Source organism: Rahnella sp. Larv3_ips (genome assembly GCF_003697865.1).
GTDB lineage: Bacteria > Pseudomonadota > Gammaproteobacteria > Enterobacterales > Enterobacteriaceae > Rahnella > Rahnella rivi.
The window spans coordinates 416,563-433,152 of the sequence record NZ_MJIB01000021.1; the positions used below are offsets into that span (position 1 = coordinate 416,563).

Annotated in this window: 16 protein-coding genes and 1 pseudogene; 9 read left to right on the plus strand and 8 right to left on the minus strand. The window is 56.5% G+C overall.

What is annotated here, in order from left to right; translation table 11 throughout:
* Positions 1–2: 2 nt before the first annotated feature.
* The 5 genes from fdxH (at position 3) to ED901_RS21435 (ending at position 4,830) form a co-directional block, all read left to right on the plus strand.
* Positions 3–911, plus strand: a complete 909-nt coding sequence (fdxH, locus tag ED901_RS21415; protein WP_122097160.1) for a formate dehydrogenase subunit beta — start codon at positions 3–5, stop codon at positions 909–911.
* Positions 908–1,561 carry a formate dehydrogenase cytochrome b556 subunit gene (gene fdoI / locus ED901_RS21420; protein WP_122097161.1) on the plus strand — a complete coding sequence of 218 codons (654 nt, stop codon included), beginning with the start codon at positions 908–910 and terminating at the stop codon, positions 1,559–1,561. Before fdxH ends, fdoI begins: the two co-directional genes overlap by 4 nt.
* A complete protein-coding gene (gene fdhE / locus ED901_RS21425) occupies positions 1,558–2,463 on the plus strand; it encodes a formate dehydrogenase accessory protein FdhE (protein WP_122097162.1) in 906 nt (301 codons plus the stop codon). Before fdoI ends, fdhE begins: the two co-directional genes overlap by 4 nt.
* A gap of 85 nt (positions 2,464–2,548) precedes the next feature.
* A complete protein-coding gene (locus ED901_RS21430) occupies positions 2,549–3,190 on the plus strand; it encodes a glutathione S-transferase (RefSeq protein WP_122097163.1) in 642 nt (213 codons plus the stop codon).
* A gap of 101 nt (positions 3,191–3,291) precedes the next feature.
* A complete protein-coding gene (locus ED901_RS21435; RefSeq protein WP_122097164.1) occupies positions 3,292–4,830 on the plus strand; it encodes an aldehyde dehydrogenase family protein in 1,539 nt (512 codons plus the stop codon).
* Between the two features lie 155 nt (positions 4,831–4,985).
* Here ED901_RS21435 and ED901_RS21440 read toward each other — a convergent pair whose 3' ends face one another.
* A complete protein-coding gene (locus tag ED901_RS21440) occupies positions 4,986–6,224 on the minus strand; it encodes an MFS transporter (protein WP_122097165.1) in 1,239 nt (412 codons plus the stop codon).
* A gap of 238 nt (positions 6,225–6,462) precedes the next feature.
* On the opposite strand from ED901_RS21440, the gene ED901_RS21445 reads away from it, so the two are divergent.
* Entirely contained in the window at positions 6,463–7,458 is a 996-nt protein-coding gene (locus tag ED901_RS21445; RefSeq protein WP_122097166.1) for an acyltransferase, read from the plus strand.
* 6 nt (positions 7,459–7,464) lie between these two features.
* Here the strand turns inward: ED901_RS21445 and ED901_RS21450 are convergent, their stop codons facing one another.
* The 5 genes and pseudogenes from ED901_RS21450 to ED901_RS21470 form a co-directional block, all read right to left on the minus strand.
* The gene (locus ED901_RS21450) at positions 7,465–8,379 is read right to left on the minus strand and encodes a GlxA family transcriptional regulator (protein WP_122097167.1); all 915 of its coding nucleotides are present in this window, start codon (positions 8,377–8,379) and stop codon (positions 7,465–7,467) included.
* Positions 8,380–8,425: 46 nt separating this feature from the next.
* Positions 8,426–8,968, minus strand: a pseudogene (locus ED901_RS21455) (isochorismatase family protein); the annotation flags it as partial.
* A gap of 129 nt (positions 8,969–9,097) precedes the next feature.
* Complete coding sequence (locus ED901_RS21460) at positions 9,098–9,694, minus strand: DJ-1/PfpI family protein (RefSeq protein ID WP_122097169.1); 597 nt, start codon at positions 9,692–9,694, stop codon at positions 9,098–9,100.
* A gap of 82 nt (positions 9,695–9,776) precedes the next feature.
* Complete coding sequence (gene idnD / locus ED901_RS21465; RefSeq protein ID WP_122097170.1) at positions 9,777–10,808, minus strand: L-idonate 5-dehydrogenase; 1,032 nt, start codon at positions 10,806–10,808, stop codon at positions 9,777–9,779.
* Positions 10,809–10,930: 122 nt separating this feature from the next.
* Positions 10,931–12,133: a benzoate/H(+) symporter BenE family transporter gene (locus ED901_RS21470; protein ID WP_122097171.1), complete on the minus strand. Its 1,203-nt coding sequence runs from the start codon at positions 12,131–12,133 to the stop codon at positions 10,931–10,933.
* A gap of 137 nt (positions 12,134–12,270) precedes the next feature.
* On the opposite strand from ED901_RS21470, the gene ED901_RS21475 reads away from it, so the two are divergent.
* Both ED901_RS21475 and ED901_RS21480 read left to right on the plus strand, forming a co-directional pair.
* A complete protein-coding gene (locus tag ED901_RS21475) occupies positions 12,271–12,837 on the plus strand; it encodes a helix-turn-helix domain-containing protein (protein WP_122097172.1) in 567 nt (188 codons plus the stop codon).
* A gap of 29 nt (positions 12,838–12,866) precedes the next feature.
* Entirely contained in the window at positions 12,867–13,319 is a 453-nt protein-coding gene (locus ED901_RS21480) for a GNAT family N-acetyltransferase (protein WP_122097173.1), read from the plus strand.
* On the opposite strand, the gene ED901_RS21485 is transcribed toward ED901_RS21480, so the two are convergent.
* The gene (locus tag ED901_RS21485; protein ID WP_122097174.1) at positions 13,316–13,786 is read right to left on the minus strand and encodes an N-acetyltransferase; all 471 of its coding nucleotides are present in this window, start codon (positions 13,784–13,786) and stop codon (positions 13,316–13,318) included. The two genes, ED901_RS21480 and ED901_RS21485, sit on opposite strands and share 4 nt — an antisense overlap.
* A 14-nt stretch (positions 13,787–13,800) precedes the next feature.
* Positions 13,801–14,340, minus strand: coding sequence for a hypothetical protein (locus ED901_RS21490; protein WP_056775808.1), 540 nt, complete (start codon positions 14,338–14,340; stop codon positions 13,801–13,803).
* Between the two features lie 320 nt (positions 14,341–14,660).
* Here ED901_RS21490 and ED901_RS21495 point away from each other — a divergent pair, with 320 nt between their 5' ends.
* Complete coding sequence (locus ED901_RS21495) at positions 14,661–16,589, plus strand: methyl-accepting chemotaxis protein (RefSeq protein WP_240994015.1); 1,929 nt, start codon at positions 14,661–14,663, stop codon at positions 16,587–16,589.
* The last annotated feature ends 1 nt before the right edge of the window (position 16,590 follow it).

Below are 16,590 nucleotides of genomic sequence, written 5' to 3' on the forward strand. Positions count from 1 at the left end.
TTATGGCAATGCAATCTCAGGACATACTTCGTAAGTCCGCAACCAACGGGTTTACGCCAGCGCCGCGTGCCCGCGATCATCAGCAGGAAGTGGCGAAACTCATCGACGTCACCACCTGCATCGGCTGTAAAGGCTGTCAGGTCGCCTGTTCCGAATGGAACGACCTGCGCGATGACGTCGGGATTAATACCGGCGTGTACGACAACCCGATGGATCTCAGCGCGAAATCCTGGACGGTGATGCGTTTCTCGGAAGTAGAACAAAACGGCAAGCTGGAATGGCTGATCCGCAAAGACGGCTGCATGCACTGCGCCGATCCTGGCTGCCTGAAAGCCTGCCCGGCGGAAGGCGCGATTTTGCAGTACGCCAACGGCATCGTCGATTTTCAGTCTGAACATTGCATCGGCTGCGGTTACTGCATCGCCGGTTGCCCGTTCAACATTCCGCGCATCAACAAACAGGACAACCGTGCCTACAAATGCACGCTGTGCGTTGACCGTGTGAGTGTCGGCCAGGAACCGGCCTGTGTGAAAACCTGCCCGACCGGCGCGATCCATTTCGGCACCAAAACCGCGATGCAGGATTTAGCCGCAGAACGCGTCAGTGAGCTGAAAGGCCGCGGATTTGAGCACGCCGGTTTGTACGACCCGCAGGGCGTCGGCGGCACGCACGTGATGTATGTGCTGCATCACGCCGACAATCCGCAGCTGTATCACGGCCTGCCAAAAGATCCGGCGATAAGCGCCGCGGTCACTTTGTGGAAAGGTGTCTGGAAACCGCTGGCGGCGGTGGGCTTCGCGGTGACCTTTGCGGCAGCGGCCTTCCACTTCCTCGGCGTGGGACCGAATTACGTCAAAGAGGAAGAGCAAGCCGAAGAGGATAAACATGACGATGAGGAGAAACGGCCATGAAAAAAGAGAAGTTAATCCAGCGCTATAACCTGGTGGAACGCCTCAATCACTGGATCGTGGCGTTCTGTTTTGTGACGCTGGCGCTCAGCGGTATCGGCTTCTTTTTCCCGTCGTTTAACTGGATGATGAACGTGTACGGCACCCCGCAACTGGCGCGCATTCTCCATCCGTTTTTCGGCGTGGTGATGTTCGTCTCTTTCCTCGGCATGTTCTTCCGTTACTGGAAGCACAATTTGCCGGAAAAAGACGACCTCGTGTGGGCGAAAAATATCGATAAAGTGCTGACCAACCATGAAGTCGGCGACACCGGTCGCTATAACTTCGGCCAGAAATGCGTGTTCTGGGCGGCGATCGGTTGCCTGGTACTGCTGATGGCCAGCGGCGTGATCATCTGGCGTCCGTGGTTTGCGGATTATTTCCCGATACCGCTGATCCGTCTGGCGCTGCTGGTGCATTCCGTGGCCGGTATCGGGCTGATTCTGGTGATCATCATGCACGTTTACGCCGCGACATGGGCGAAAGGGTCGATTTCGGCGATGACCGGCGGCAAAGTGCCGGTGTCATGGGCGAAGTATCACCATCCGCGCTGGTATCGTCAGGTGCGCGATGAAGAGCAGAAAAAAGAACAAGACGAGAGGAAAGCCGGATGAGCATCCAGATAGTTGCACAGGACTTGCTGGCTGACGGTAAAAAAACGGCGGGGGACATCCCGCCGGTACTGTTCGCTAACCTGAAAAAGCTCTACCAGAACCGCGCCGGTCGTCTGAAAAAACTGGCAGAAGACAGCCCGCTCGACGGGTATCTGAACTTTGCGGCTTCGATTTGCGACGCGCAGCAGCAGGTGCTTGAGACGTTCCCGCTCGACATCAGTCTGAGTGACGAATTGCAAAAAGCCGCCGGTAAACCGCCGCTCGATTGCAGCCTGTTTCCGCGTACGCCGCACTGGCTGATGCTGCTGGACGCGCTGATTGCTGTCCTGAAGCCGGACGCTTCTGAGCCGGTGCGCGCGGTGCTGGACCGCCTTGAGCAGTCCCCGAACCTTCAGCGTGAAATGATGGCGACAGAACTGCTTTGCCAGGATTTCAAACACGTTCCGGCCGATCACGCCCCCTTTATCTGGGCCGCGTTATCACTGTACTGGGCGCAGATGGCGGCACAATTGCGTGGCGTCGGGCGTGCGGATTACGGCGAGAACCGTCAGTTCTGCCCGGTTTGCGGCAGCATTCCTGTGTCTGCGGTGATCACGGCCAGCGGCCTGCGCTATCTGCACTGCAATCTGTGCGAAAGCGAATGGCATGTGGTGCGGGCAAAATGCAGCAACTGTGACGAGATGCAACATCTCAACCTGTGGTCCATCGACGACGAACAGGCAACGGTAAAAGCCGAAGCCTGCGATGACTGCGGCGCCTATCTGAAACTGATTTATCAGGATAAAGATCCGCAGGCAGACGCCGTGGCAGATGACCTCGCCACGCTGCTGCTTGATGACCGCATGGAAGACAAAGGTTTTTCCGGCAGCGGCATTAACCCGTTCCTGTTTCCCGCACAATAACCTGTAAAACTGGCCGCCGTGACTGGTAAACCCCGGCACGGCTGCTAGCTTTAAATAAGGTTCCGGCGAAATCGAGGAGGGTCTGATGAAGTTGATCGGCAGTTACACCAGCCCGTATGTACGTAAAATCTCGGTGATGTTGCTGGAAAAAGGCATCCCGTTTGATTTCATTAATGACACGCCGCACGAACCGGGCTGCAAAATCACCCAGTTTAATCCCCTTGGAAAAGTCCCCGCACTCGTCACCGACGAGGGTGAAATTTTTTATGATTCCCCGATCATTGCGCAGTTCATCGAGCTGATGAACGTTGCGCCGACGCTGTTACCGTGGCAGCCGCTGGAAGCTCTGCGGGTGAAGCAAATCGAAGCGCTGGCCGATGGCGTGACCGACGCCGCCGTGGCGTTAGTGCTGGAAGGCCGTCGCGATGCCGATAAACGTAACGAAGCCTGGGTGTTGCGTCAGCGGGAAAAGCTGCTGCGCGGGCTGGATGCGCTGGAAAAACTCGCCGAAAAACGCACACTGCTCAACTCGGAAAGCCTGAACGTCGCCGATATCGCGGTAGCCTGTTCTCTGGGCTACATTAACTTTCGCCGTATCGCGCCCGGCTGGTGCGTTGAGCGCCCTGAACTGATAAAACTGGTCGAGCGCCTGTTCCAGCGCGAGAGTTTTGCGCGCACGACGCCACCCGGAAGCGGTAACGCCAGCTTTATCGCAAAAAAGGTGTGAGGCCGCTCGAAGAGTTCTCTTTACATCCCGCGGGTTAACCAACCACTGCCTAAACTTTATGCAGCGCTCTGCTATTACCTGCTGCATAAAGGAGTTCCATCATGGCTTATGATAAAAATCCTCATGCCGTCAAACCGGAAGAATACGGTTTCCCGCTCAAACTCAAAAAACAATACGACAACTTCATTGGCGGTGAATGGGTCGCGCCGGTAAAAAATGAGTATTACGACAACCTGACGCCGGTGACCGGTGAAGTGCTGTGCAAAGTCGCCAGTTCCAGCACTGACGACGTCGATCTGGCGCTGGACGCCGCCCATAAAGCCAAAGACGACTGGGGCAAAATGCCGGTACAGCAACGGGCAAACCTGCTGCTGAAAGTCGCCGATCGTATGGAACAAAACCTCGAACTGCTGGCAAACGCCGAAACCTGGGATAACGGTAAACCGATCCGCGAAACCAGCGGCGCAGACGTGCCGTTAGCCATCGACCACTTCCGCTATTTCGCCTCCTGCGTGCGTGCGCAGGAAGGCGGTATCAGCGAAATCGACAGCGACACCGTCGCCTATCATTTCCACGAACCGCTGGGCGTGGTGGCGCAAATCATCCCATGGAACTTCCCGCTGCTGATGGCCTGCTGGAAAATGGCGCCGGCGCTGGCGGCAGGGAACTGCATCGTGCTCAAACCGGCCAAACTGACGCCGCTTTCCGTCTTACTGCTGATGGAAATGGTGCAGGACATTCTGCCTGCGGGCGTCATCAACGTGGTTAACGGCGCGGGCGGCGAAATCGGTGAATATCTGGCGACGTCCAAACGCATCGCCAAAGTGGCCTTTACCGGTTCGACCGAAGTCGGCCAGCAAATCGCCGGATACGCGGCGCAAAACCTGATCCCGGCAACGCTGGAACTGGGCGGTAAATCCCCGAATATCTTCTTTGCGGATGTGATGGACAAAGAAGACGAATTCTTCGATAAAGCGCTGGAAGGCTTCGCGCTGTTTGCCTTCAATCAGGGCGAAGTCTGTACCTGCCCGAGCCGCGCGCTGGTGCAGGAATCCATTTACGAACGCTTTATGGAACGCGCCATTAAACGCGTCGAAGCCATTAAAACCGGTAATCCGTTAGATATGGAAACGCAGATGGGCGCGCAGGTGTCTGCCGGGCAGATGAAAACCATTCTGGATTACATCGAAATCGGTAAGAAAGAGGGCGCGGAAGTGCTGACCGGCGGCGCGAAGAAAAAACTCGAAGGCTCGCTGAACGAGGGGTATTACCTGCAACCGACCATTTTGCTGGGTAAAAACAACATGCGCGTTTTCCAGGAAGAAATCTTCGGACCGGTGCTGGCGGTGACGACGTTTAAAGATATGGATGAGGCGCTGCAAATCGCCAACGATACGGCGTATGGATTAGGGGCGGGCGTCTGGAGCCGCGACGGCAACGTGGCGTACCACATGGGGCGCAACATTCAGGCGGGCCGCGTCTGGACCAACTGCTATCACGCCTATCCGGCGCATGCGGCATTCGGCGGTTACAAACAGTCCGGTCTCGGGCGGGAAACTCACAAAATGATGCTGGATCACTACCAGCAAACCAAATGCCTGCTGGTAAGTTATTCGAGTAAACCGATGGGACTTTTCTAAGTTTTAACGGGGCTATTTTACCCTGGTATTTTGAACCCGGACTGTACTCAGAACCCTCACGTACCCGGTGTACGCTCCGGTTCTTCGGTGCAGTCCGTGTCCACACTCCCTGCGCCAATAACGCCCCGGCATCGGCGTTGTTGGCATTTTTTGCATCACACTACGCTGTTCGTCGGCAGCACGATTTGGCGGCTGCGCAGGAAAACCACCACCAGCGCCAGCCAGGCGAGGCCGCTTATCAGGTTGAACAGGTTAAACATCCCCGCACCGCCTTCGACGTAAGCCACTTTCGCCAGCTCAATCCCGACCGTGAAAATCATCATGCTGATGACGCCCATCGCGGCAGAAACGGTGCCTTTGCTCATGTCGCTGGAGAACAGCGTCAGACGGTACAAACCGGCATTCGCCACGCCAATCCCGAACGCGTACAGGCTCAGACCGGCGGTCATCCACAGGTACGCATGCGCGGAAAACAGTGTCGCCGCGGCCGCAATCAGCAGGCCAATCACCATCGGCCCTGCGCCCAGTTTGATCAAATAATCCACCGTGCGCTTACCGCTCAGGCGCGCCAGTGTGACGTTACCGACGATCAGCGCGCCGAAAATCGGCACCTGCAGCAGACCGTAATCGTAGGTCGAAAGACCTTCACCGCTGATCAAAATCACCGGCGACTGCGCAATCCACGTCAGCAGCGGCAGGCTGGCAAAACCAATCGCCAGCGCGCCACACACGAACTGACGGTTCTTCAGCACGTGTTTATAATCGCGCAGCAGGCTCGGCATGGAGAAAGGTTCGCCGAGGCGGGACGCTGTTTCAGGCATCGATTTCCACAACCCCCACAGCGCGATGGCAGCGAGTGCGGCGAAAATCACAAACATCGACTGCCAGGGGGCGACGTGGATCAGCGCCGCACCGGCCAGCGGCCCGAGCAACGGCGCAATCAGCGCGACGTTCGCCATCATGGCGGTGATTTTAATACACACCGATTCCTCGAAGGATTCCTGTATCGCGGCGTAACCCACGGCCCCGATAAAGCACAGGCTAATGCCTTGCAGGAAACGCATTACCATAAACTGCTCAATGTTTTGTACAAACAAAATAGCCAGACAGGTGATGATGAAGAAGATGACGCCAGTGAGCATCACCGGACGACGCCCGCGGCGGTCGGACAGCGGCCCGAGCAGCCATTGCAGGAACATGCCGCCCGCCAGATAAGCCGTCATGGAGGTCGGCACCCACTCTTCTCCGGCATTGAAATTCGCCACCACGGCCAGCATGCCGGGTTGGATCATATCGTTGCCGATATAAGTGGCGAACTCAAAAAGCACCAGACAAAGAGGGAACAAAAGCGCCTGCCGACCCAGAAGGGACGCAGTGTTTGGAGAATTATGCATTTTTAGTTATTTCACAGACGTAAGGCTAATCGGTTGAAAATTAGCAGAAAATAAGAGACTGTCCGGGCGGGTTTCGCAAGCGAGGCAGTAATACCGGCTATTTTGCCGATTATTTGAGCGTAACGCAATCACCGGATTCACGTTCAGCACAATCTGAGAATGATACTTTTGCCTTGTTAGCCCTCTCAAAGCTGGCTAGGCTGCAAACAACACATCAACAGGAAGGAATTTGCAGGTAATGAGCGAAAAAATAAGCTGGATAGATAATCTGCGCGCGCTCGCCTGCATGATGGTGGTGATGGTTCACGCCAGCACGTCACTGGTGGTCAATTTCGCCGCGGTGCATACCGCGGAATGGACGGTGGCTAACCTGCTCAATTCGGCTTCGCGTGTCTGTGTGCCGCTGTTCTTTATGATTTCCGGCGCATTGTTTTTCGGCGAAAAGAGCGCGCAAAAACGGCATTTTCTGCGCGTCACGTTATGCCTGCTGTTCTACAGTGCCGTCTCGCTGATTTATATTCTCACGATGACAAAAATCGGATTTTGGCCATCTCTGCGACTGATCCTCGAAAAACCGGTGTTTTATCATCTTTGGTTCTTCTACGCGATCATCGTGATTTACCTGCTTTCCCCGCTGATTAACGTTAAAGCCGTCTCCGGAAAATATCTGCTGATCGCCGGGCTTCTGCTCGGCGTTCTGGCGAACCCGCAACTTCCGGCCATCACGTGGCAGAAAATCCACCTCCTGCCGCTGGATTTGTACATCAGCGGCGATACTTTCTATTACGTGCTCTATGCCCTGATGGGGCGCGCCCTCAGCCAGCTGCATACCGAAAAAACGCCGGTCACGCTGGCGGCCAGCGGCATGTTCATACTCAGCACGCTGGCGGTTGCGACGGGCACTTACCGGCAAATGCAGATTAACCAGAATTTCGCCGACACGTTTTACGTCTACAGCGGCCCGCTGGTCTTTATCTCCGCCATCTCGCTGTTTATCATTTTCAAAAATGCGCTGACCCACCGCATCCTGCCGGGATTTGCGCTGATCTCCCGCCATTCGATGGCCATTTACGGCTTTCATGCACTGATCATCATTGGCCTGCGCAGCCTGCATCTCGATTTCCCGCACTATCCGCTGCTGAATATCGCGTATCTGTTTATCTGCGGCCTGGGCGGCGGTTTATTACTGGCGATGGGGCTGGGGAAAATAGACAGACGGAACTGGGTGAGTTAAACACCTTCACCCCCACCGTTCCTGTGCCCGCCTCAATTGCCTTGCAGATGAAAACCCGGCAGCGAGGGCGGCTTTTTCGATACCCGCGCCTTGTTGCAGGCGTTGTTGGGCGACGCCGATGCGCAGTTGTTCGTGGTAGTCGCGCACGCTGATGCCCAGATGCTGGCGGAACAGACGGGTGAGGTGGCGGCTACTGATGTGCGATCTGGCAGCGACGTCTTCCACCTGCCAGGGGGATTCCGGTTCGGCGGCCATCAGGTTTTGCGCGCGGTGCACGGCAGGGTGCAGGTGATTGCGGTAACGCAGCCACGGGGAAAGCTGCGGATCATCGCCGGCGCGGCGGAAATAGACCACCATTTCGCGGGCGACATCCAGCGCGGCCTGCGGCCCGGAATGCGTGGCGATAAGATGCAGCGCCAGATCGATACCGGCGCTGATGCCCGCGCTGGTCAGCACGAAACGGTCCTCAACAAATATCCGGTTATCTTTCACCTGGGCAGCAGGCACCTGCTGGCGTAAGCGCTCGATCACATCGTGGTGCGTGGTGCACTGATAGCCGTCGAGCAGCCCGGCTTTTCCGGCCAGCAGGCTGCCGGAGCAGATGCACACCAGCGTTAAACTTCCCGCTTCAATCGCGCTTTTCTGCTGATGCAACCAGTCGCAGGCTGTTTGCGCGACCGGTGAGGCGAAGTTTTCGGCGGATTCCGCCACCCCCGGCATGATCAAAATACTGTCCTTGGGCAGACTTTCCGGCAGCGGCTGTAAATGGCTGACCGTCAGACCGGTCGACATCACGACTTCAGGCTGTGGCCCGATGTAATGCAGCGTAAATTGCCCGGCCAGCCGTAGCGCTTCCGCCGGGCCAGCGAGATCTAACGCCATCACGCCGGGGAGCGTCACAAAGTAGACATGTCGCTGCATAGTGTTGATCCGTGTGCAGGGGAAAACGCTATCTTCACACAGCGCGGTCGAGTTCCGCCAGCGCACCGGCTACGTCGGTGATGGTGGCAAAGCGGTCATCGAGCACCAGTTCGGTTCGCAGTTTGATCTCCTGAGCGCTCAGGGTGACGCCGCTGGCGTGCGTCATCGGGAAGGTCAGCGTTGCTTCTGTCACAAACGTCACCGAGTAACCGAGATCGGACGCCACGCGTGCCGTGGTTTCACAGCACTGTTCGGTACGCATTCCGGCGATGATCAGATGCGTGATGCCGTTTTCACGCAGCCAGCCGTCGAGGCCGGATTCGGTCAGGGAATTGTGGACGTGTTTGTGCACCACATGTTGCGGCTGATGACTGAGAAAAGACATCGGCGTTACCAGCCCGGAATCCAGCGAAAACACGCCATCCGGATTGACGTGAAAGACGTCGATGACCGGCACGTCGCGGGCCTGACAGCCGTCGATCAGGCGGGTTAAGGCTGCACTGAAAGCCGGTAAATCATCCTGCTGCCAGAAATCTTTTTGTTCGAAGGAACGCTGAACGTCGATGTTTAACAGGGCGCTGTGTGCCATTTTCGGACTCCATCAGATGAGTGTGAAGCCAGTTTGCGCCTCGAATGCTTAAGGGAGAATGCCAAAAACGGACATGATGCTGACAGGGGCGGACGACCTGCATCATCCGCCGGAAGTAGAATGTTTTAATCAGAGTGTCTGGTCTGCACGCCAGTGGTGATAATCGATATGATCGGCCTGGAAATTGGTGGTTTCGGCGTCGCCGGTCAGGCGGTAGGCCAGCTGGAAGGCAAAATCGAACGCCAGCCCTAATCCTTTGCCGCTCAGTAAGTTGCCGTCTTCCACGAAGGACTGATTGACGTACACGCCGTCTTTCACATCTTTGTATAAATCGCCGGAACAGACGTAGCGACGCCCTTTCAGCAGTCCGTTTCCGCCCAGCACGCGGGCGGCCGCGGAGCACAGCGGGCAGATCAGTTTACCGGCCTCGTCGTGACGGCGGACAAATTCCACCACCTCTTTGCTGGCCGCCAGCGCCACCGATCCTTCCGGGCCACCGGGCATCACCACGGCATCGAATAAACGGTCGCCCTGCGCGGAAAGCAGTGCGTTAGCCTGCATCTGAATGCCGTGATAGGTGCGCAGCGTCAGGCTTTTCTGGCACGCCAGCGTAGTGACCTGAATGTCCAGCCGCTCGAGAATGTCGAGCACAATCACCGCTTCGCCTTCTTCAAAACCGTCGGCCAGCAGCAGGGCGACCTGCTTTTTCGCGTTGTCCTTCACCATAATGCAAATGTCCTCTGAGGTTAAAAATCAGAGGACATCATAAAATGAAACGACGTTTTGATAATGTGAGTGAGGTGGCAGACTAGAAAACCAGCTGCACTTTCGAGGCTTTGGATTTATCCATCGCGAATTCCAGCGCGTCCACCAGACTTTCCTGCGGGAATTCCGACGACAATAAAGGCATCGGATCGACGGTTTTATTCGCCAGCCATTCCACTGCGGTGTTGAATTCTTCCGTGAAACGGAAGCTGCCGACCCAGTTAATTTCTTTAGCAATCAGCATCATCAGTGGAAATTCATTCACTACCGGCCCCATGCCGACCTGTACCAGCGTGCCGCGTGCGCGGGTCACTTCCAGACAACGGCGGATGGAAGACGGATGGCCGGAGGCGTCAAAGGAGACATCGAAGAAGCCTTTCTCTGCCTGATATTCGCTGAAATCGCCCTGTGCGGCGTCCAGCGCTTTGCTTGCGCCAACCGCCAGTGCCAGCGTGCGGCAGCGTTCGCTCGGGTCGGTCACCACAATCTGCGCCGCGCCCTTGGCTTTCGCCGCCAGCACGATCAGGCAACCAATCGGGCCGACGCCGGAAACAAACACGGTTTTGCCATGAATATCGCCCGCCTGATTCACGGCATGAATGGCGACGGCCAGCGGTTCGGCGAACACCATCAGACTGTCGCTGACCTGATTGTCGTAAGGAATACACTGATCGCTGTCGACAATTTTATACTGCGTGAACGCGCCGTTGATGTGCGGAAAATACATCGCGCTGCCGAAAAATTTCATGGTCGTACACTGATTTTCGTCGCCGGACAGGCAATATTTACAGGCTCTGCACGGTTTACTCGGATTGAGCGCCACTTTCTGGCCGGGCTGTAAATTCGGGTTATCCGATTTCTCCACCACGCCGACCACTTCGTGCCCGAGCACCATCGCCTCGCGCACTTTGAAATCACCCACTGCGCCGTGTTCGTAGTAATGCAGATCCGAGCCGCAGATGCCGCCGCGGGTCACTTTCACCAGCGTGCCCTGGCCGGTGTAATCGAGGGTCTGGTTGATCACCGCGACGTCTTTTTTCCCGGTGACGACGCAGGATTGTGTGGCAATAGTCATGGAATTCTCGCTCTTTAAAGGGCCTGATTGGCTCCAGTAAAGAGGGTTTACCGATCCGAAAACGTGACCGCCATCACTTTGCGCCGTGTTACGAAAACCTGTTACCCATAACTTGAACGGACTCAACCTTTCCCGGCGGATTTATCACGCTTGCGCGCCGGAATGCTCAGGATCAGATGCGTAATCACACCGCCCGCCAGCCCCCAGAATGCCGAACCGATGCCCAGCAGCGTGACGCCGGATGCGGTGATCAGAAAAGTGATGATTGCCGCGTCGCGCTGACTTTCGTTTTCCAGTGCGCGGTACAGACTGCCCGCAATGGTGCCGAGCAACGCCAGTCCCGCGATGGTGTGGATCAGCACTTGCGGCAGCGCGGTAAACATCATGCCAATGGATCCGCCAAACACGCCTGCAATCAGATAAAAAACGCCTGCCGCGACGGCGGCCATATAGCGTTTTTTCGGATCGGGATGGATATCCTCGCCCATACAAATTGCGGCGGTAATGGCGGCGATACAGACGGTAAAACCGCCGAACGGGGCCAAAATCAGCGCCGTCAGCGCCGTCCATGAAATCAGCGGTGATACCGGCAGGTTGTAACCGTGGGCTTTCAGCGTGGCAATGCCTGGCGCGTTCTGCGAGGCCATGGTGACGATAAAGAAAGGAACGCCGATGCCGATAATCGAAGATAACGTGAAATGGGGCATGACAAACGCCGGTGCGGCGAACGTCAGCGACTGGCCGTGCAGGGCGATATCGCCCTGCCATCCGGCGACAATCAGCCCGGCGGCCAGCGCGAGCACCACCGCATAGCGCGGCAGGGCGCGTTTCGCCAGCAAATACACCAGACACATGCTGCCCGCGAGGGCAAAATTGCTTTGCAGCGAGGTAAAGGCGTTCAGCCCGAAGCGCAGCAGAATGCCGCCCAGCATGGCCGCCGACAGCGCCTGCGGAATGTAATGCATCATTTTGGCGAACAGGCCGGTCACACCGCACAGCAGGATCAGGCCGGTGGCAAATACAAACACGCCAATGGCCTCGTTAATCGAGGTGCCGGGCAGGCTGGTGACCAGTAACGCCGCGCCGGGCGTTGACCAGGCAGTCACCACCGGCGTGCGGTAATAGAGCGATAAACCGATGCTGGTGACGCCCATCCCCAGCCCGAGCATGCTCAGCCAGCCGCCAATCTGCGCCACGCTGGCGCCCGCGGCTTCCGCCGCCTGAAAGATAATCGCCGCCGAGCTGGTGTAACCCACCAATACCGCGACAAATCCGGCGATGACCGCCGAAAACGTTAAATCCTGCCAACTGAAACGCGAGGCCATCTGTGAAAATCCTTCTGGTTACCGGACGCTGACGTTATGCTGTTGTGCGTTATAGCGCACACCTGTTGCGCTCAAGATATCACTGTGCGTTATAACGCACAATCGCGATGAACGATCATCATCGCAGAGGAGACACCATGCAGGAACTTACCCGCCATATTGGCAGCCAGCTGAAAGCCGTGCGCAGCGAGCGCGGCTGGAGCCTCAGCCAGACGGCAGAACAGACCGGTGTCAGCAAGGCGATGCTCGGGCAGATTGAGCGCGGCGAATCCAGCCCGACCGTCGCGACGCTGTGGAAAATCGCCAGCGGCCTGAACGTCTCGTTTTCGGAATTTCTCGAAACGCCACCCGCGCAGTCGGCGGCGTTGCATCGCCACGGCTTACTGACCACGTTCAACAGTGACACCTCGGGAATGCGTGTGGTGCCGCTGTTTCCGTTCGATACCACGCTGCGCATGGACATGTTTGTTATCGATCTCGAGCCGGACGGGTGCAGTGAATCCACACCGCATGAAGCCGGCGTGATTGAGCATGTGATTGTGATTGAAGGCGAACTGACGCTGACCGTCGATGGCGTCACGCGTGTGCTGCACGCCGGTGAAGCCCTGCGTTTTGCTGCCGATTGTCCGCATGCATACCGCAACAACAGCGGGCATTCCGTGCGTTTCCACGACCTGATACATTACCCGCAGTCACGTCCGTAACGTTTTCTATTTGTGAGGAGAATGCTCTGATGAGCCAGCCGCAAGATGTTGTGATCCGCCCGTTAATGCCCGCTGACCGCGAAAGCTGGGAGGTTCTCTGGCGCAGTTATCTGGATTTTTACCAGTCAAAACTCGATCCGGCTCAGTTTGACTACACATTCGAGCGGCTTTCGCAGCCTGACTACGCCAGCATGTTCGGTTTTGTGGCGCAATGTCAGGGCAAACTGGTCGGGCTGGTGAACTGCATTAATCACGATCACGGCTGGCATATGCGCCAGGTGGTGTATTTGCAGGATTTGTACGTCGATGACAGTGCGCGCAAGCTGGGGATCGGGCAGAAACTGATTGAAGCGGTCTACGCGTACGCTGATGAAAACGACAAAGCCAACGTCTACTGGATGACGCAAACCACCAACCACACCGCCCGCAAACTTTACGACCGGGTGGGGCAGACCACTAACTTTATGAAATACGTCCGTTAAAGCGGCTTGCGCAGCGTCATTTTCGTGGTGACGTAACCGAGGCTGGCGTACAGCGCCTGTGCAGCGGGATTGCTGGCGAACACATTGAGTTCGATCGCCGCACTGCCCATTTCACGCAGGCGCTGTTCCATCAGCCGGAATGCCGCAGCGGCATGGCCCTGACGGCGAAACTGCGGATAAATCATCAGCTCATAAACGAAGGCGCTGTGTACTTTGTAGCGTTCCACGTTGGCGAACCACAGATAGCCGACCCTGTCATTTTGCGCGTCGGTTTTGATCTCATAAAGATAATGATCCGGCGTCTCAATCCCTTGCGGCAACGACGCCTGAATGGAATGACGGGCGCGTTCCAGCGCGGTATCGGCGGCCCAAAGGCCGGCAGTCACATTCTCCCCGGCGTAATCTTTTGCCAGCAGTTCGGCAAATTCGTCATAGAACGCCGCGTTCATTGGTACTAATACGGTCATCATTTCCCTCTGAATTATTTTGCGGTATCCGGTTTTTTATAAGGCGTCACGTAGCATTCACTGATGGTCGTCGAATGGGCTTCGGCCTGGGTGATGATGTAGCCTTTTTCGGTCAATGCCACAGAACTGTACGGCGTCTGATTGTCTTTATCGGCCACCACGTTTTCAAATGACTGAATAATCTTAGCTTTGTCATCTGCCCGCGCCGGATCATCCAGCCCTTCGACCTGAATCATCGCCTGCTTAAACTGATTGCTGAATGAGGTTTTGCCGATCCGGCTTTCAATGATCGCCTTGATATTAACCGTGACGTTATTACCCAGCAAAAACAGCGTATTACTCTGGTAAATCAGCATGTTTTTGCGCTTCGACACCACAAAGCCGTTCTCGATAACCTTCATTTTTTTGTTATCAGCGTAGATCACTTCGTCGAGGCAAATGGTCTTATCCCCCACCTTAAACTGGCTGAAGCGGGTTTTGATTTCTTTCGGCGTCGATGCCGCCTGCGAGCACAGCGGTGCGAGCAGCAACAGAGGTAAAAGCCATGACTTCATAGGAGTTTCCTGAACAGGTCTGAATCAGCCGACATAACAGCAGTATAGGGAGCCGTGGGCAGGATGCGAACGTTTATCTTTTCGCGACGGATTTTTACCGTTGTGGCTAAAGCATCCTCAGTCTGTGCCGATAATTCAGACGATAACGGAATTCCTGCTCATCCTCAGAGGCCACGTATCAGGGACAGATAACCCATTTTTCACAGTGAGTTTTTCACAGCACGTTGACTGTTCCGGGGAGTTTTATGAGTCAGATTCAGGCGTTCTCACCTGCGGCCACGGCTGCGCCAAAGAAGCATATACATCCACAGAAACCGCCGATGCGTACCCGCACGCTGATGCTGATCGTCGGGCTGCTCACCATCAGCCTGGGTTATACCATTACGGTCGGTTTGCTCAGCTGGCAGTCGGCCAACCAGCAGCGCGACATCGCCCGGCGTTATCTTCAGCAAACCGCCAATACCGACGGCTATCTCGCCCGTCAGAAACTCGACACCGCCCTCTATGCCGCCCGCGATCTGGTGCAAAGCATGGTAAGCCTGCGCGAAGCCGGACATGCTGACCGCAAACTGGCCGATACCTTGCTGCAAAATGCGTTGAAAAATCACCCGGATTTTCTGTCGATGTCTCTGGCCTGGGAGCCGGATGCGTTCGACGGGAAAGACGCTGACTTAGCCGCACAGGCAGGGCAGGATCCGGATGGCCGTTACGTCCGTTATGTTGACCGCGACACCAGTGGCAACGTGGTGCTGCACAACCTCACCGATTATGAAACGCCGGGCAGCGGCGATTACTATCTGCTGCCGCGCAAACTCAAAAAAGAGGTGATTCTTGAGCCGTACAGCTACCCCTACAACGGCGTGGAAACGCTGCTGACGTCGATCGCGGTACCGATCATCGTGGAGGGAAAATTCCTCGGTTCGGTCACGGCGGATTTCTCGCTGCAAACCTTGCAGACCATGGTCAACGGCATCAAACCCTATCAGGGCACCGGCTACGCGATGCTGTTTTCGCAGTCCGGCCATTACCTTTCTTCGCCAAAAAAAGATCAGGTCACGCAGAAGCTGGAAAACGATGCGTCGCTGTTGAAAAGTATTCAGACCGGCCAGCCCTACAGCAGCGAACAGCAGGATCCGGTGCTGGGTGAAAACGCCTTTGCCGAGTTTGTGCCGATTCAGATTGGCGATACCGGTACACCCTGGATGCTGGGCATCGTTGCGCCGGTCAACGCGGTGATGAAGGAAAGCACGCGCCAGCTCTATTCCGCGCTGGTGCTGATGGTGCTGAGCATTGTGGTGGTGTTTGCGGTGCTCAGCATTATCTTTACCCGCAAAGTGCTGCGCCCGGTCGGCGGTGAGCCGGCAGATGCGGCGAAAATCGCGCTGACGGTGGCCGATGGCGATTTAACGCATCCGATCCTGACGCAGAAAAACGACCGCACCAGCATCTTCTTCGCGCTGCAAACCATGCAGGCGCAGTTGCGCCACGTGGTCACGGACATTATTTCCACCAGCCATGCGGTCGGCAGCGGCGCGTCGCAGATTGCGGCAGGAAATATCGATCTGGCCTCGCGCACCGAACAACAGGCGGCGGCGCTGGAAGAAACGGCGGCGAGTATGGAGCAGCTCACCGCTACCGTAAAACAGAACGCCGATAACGCGCATGTCGCCACGGAACTCACTGAAAATGCCACCACGATTGCCGGTAAAGGTGATCGCATTATGTCTGACGTTGTCGGCATTATGGGCGAAATAGACGACAGTTCCCGTCGCATTGCCGACATTACATCGGTGATTAACGGCATTGCCTTCCAGACTAACATTCTGGCGCTGAACGCGGCAGTGGAAGCGGCACGGGCAGGGGAACAGGGGCGCGGATTCGCGGTGGTGGCCTCGGAAGTGCGTAGCCTGGCGCAACGCAGCGCCGATGCGGTCAAAGAGATTTCCGCGCTGATCGCAGAATCGACCTCACGCGTCGATCACGGTGTCGGGCTGGTGAAAAATGCCGGTGAGACGATGAAAGAGATCATGAAGGCCATCACTGACGTGCGTGACATCATGAGCGAAATCGTCTCGGCGTCGGACGAACAGTCGCGCGGCATCAGCCAGGTGACGCAGGCCGTGCACGAAATGGACGGCGTCACCCAGCAAAACTCGGCGCTGGTTCAGCAGGCGTCTGCCGCCTCTGCATCTCTCGAAGATCAGGCCCGCCGCCTGAATGAGATCGTTCAGGTATTCCGGCTGAAATAAC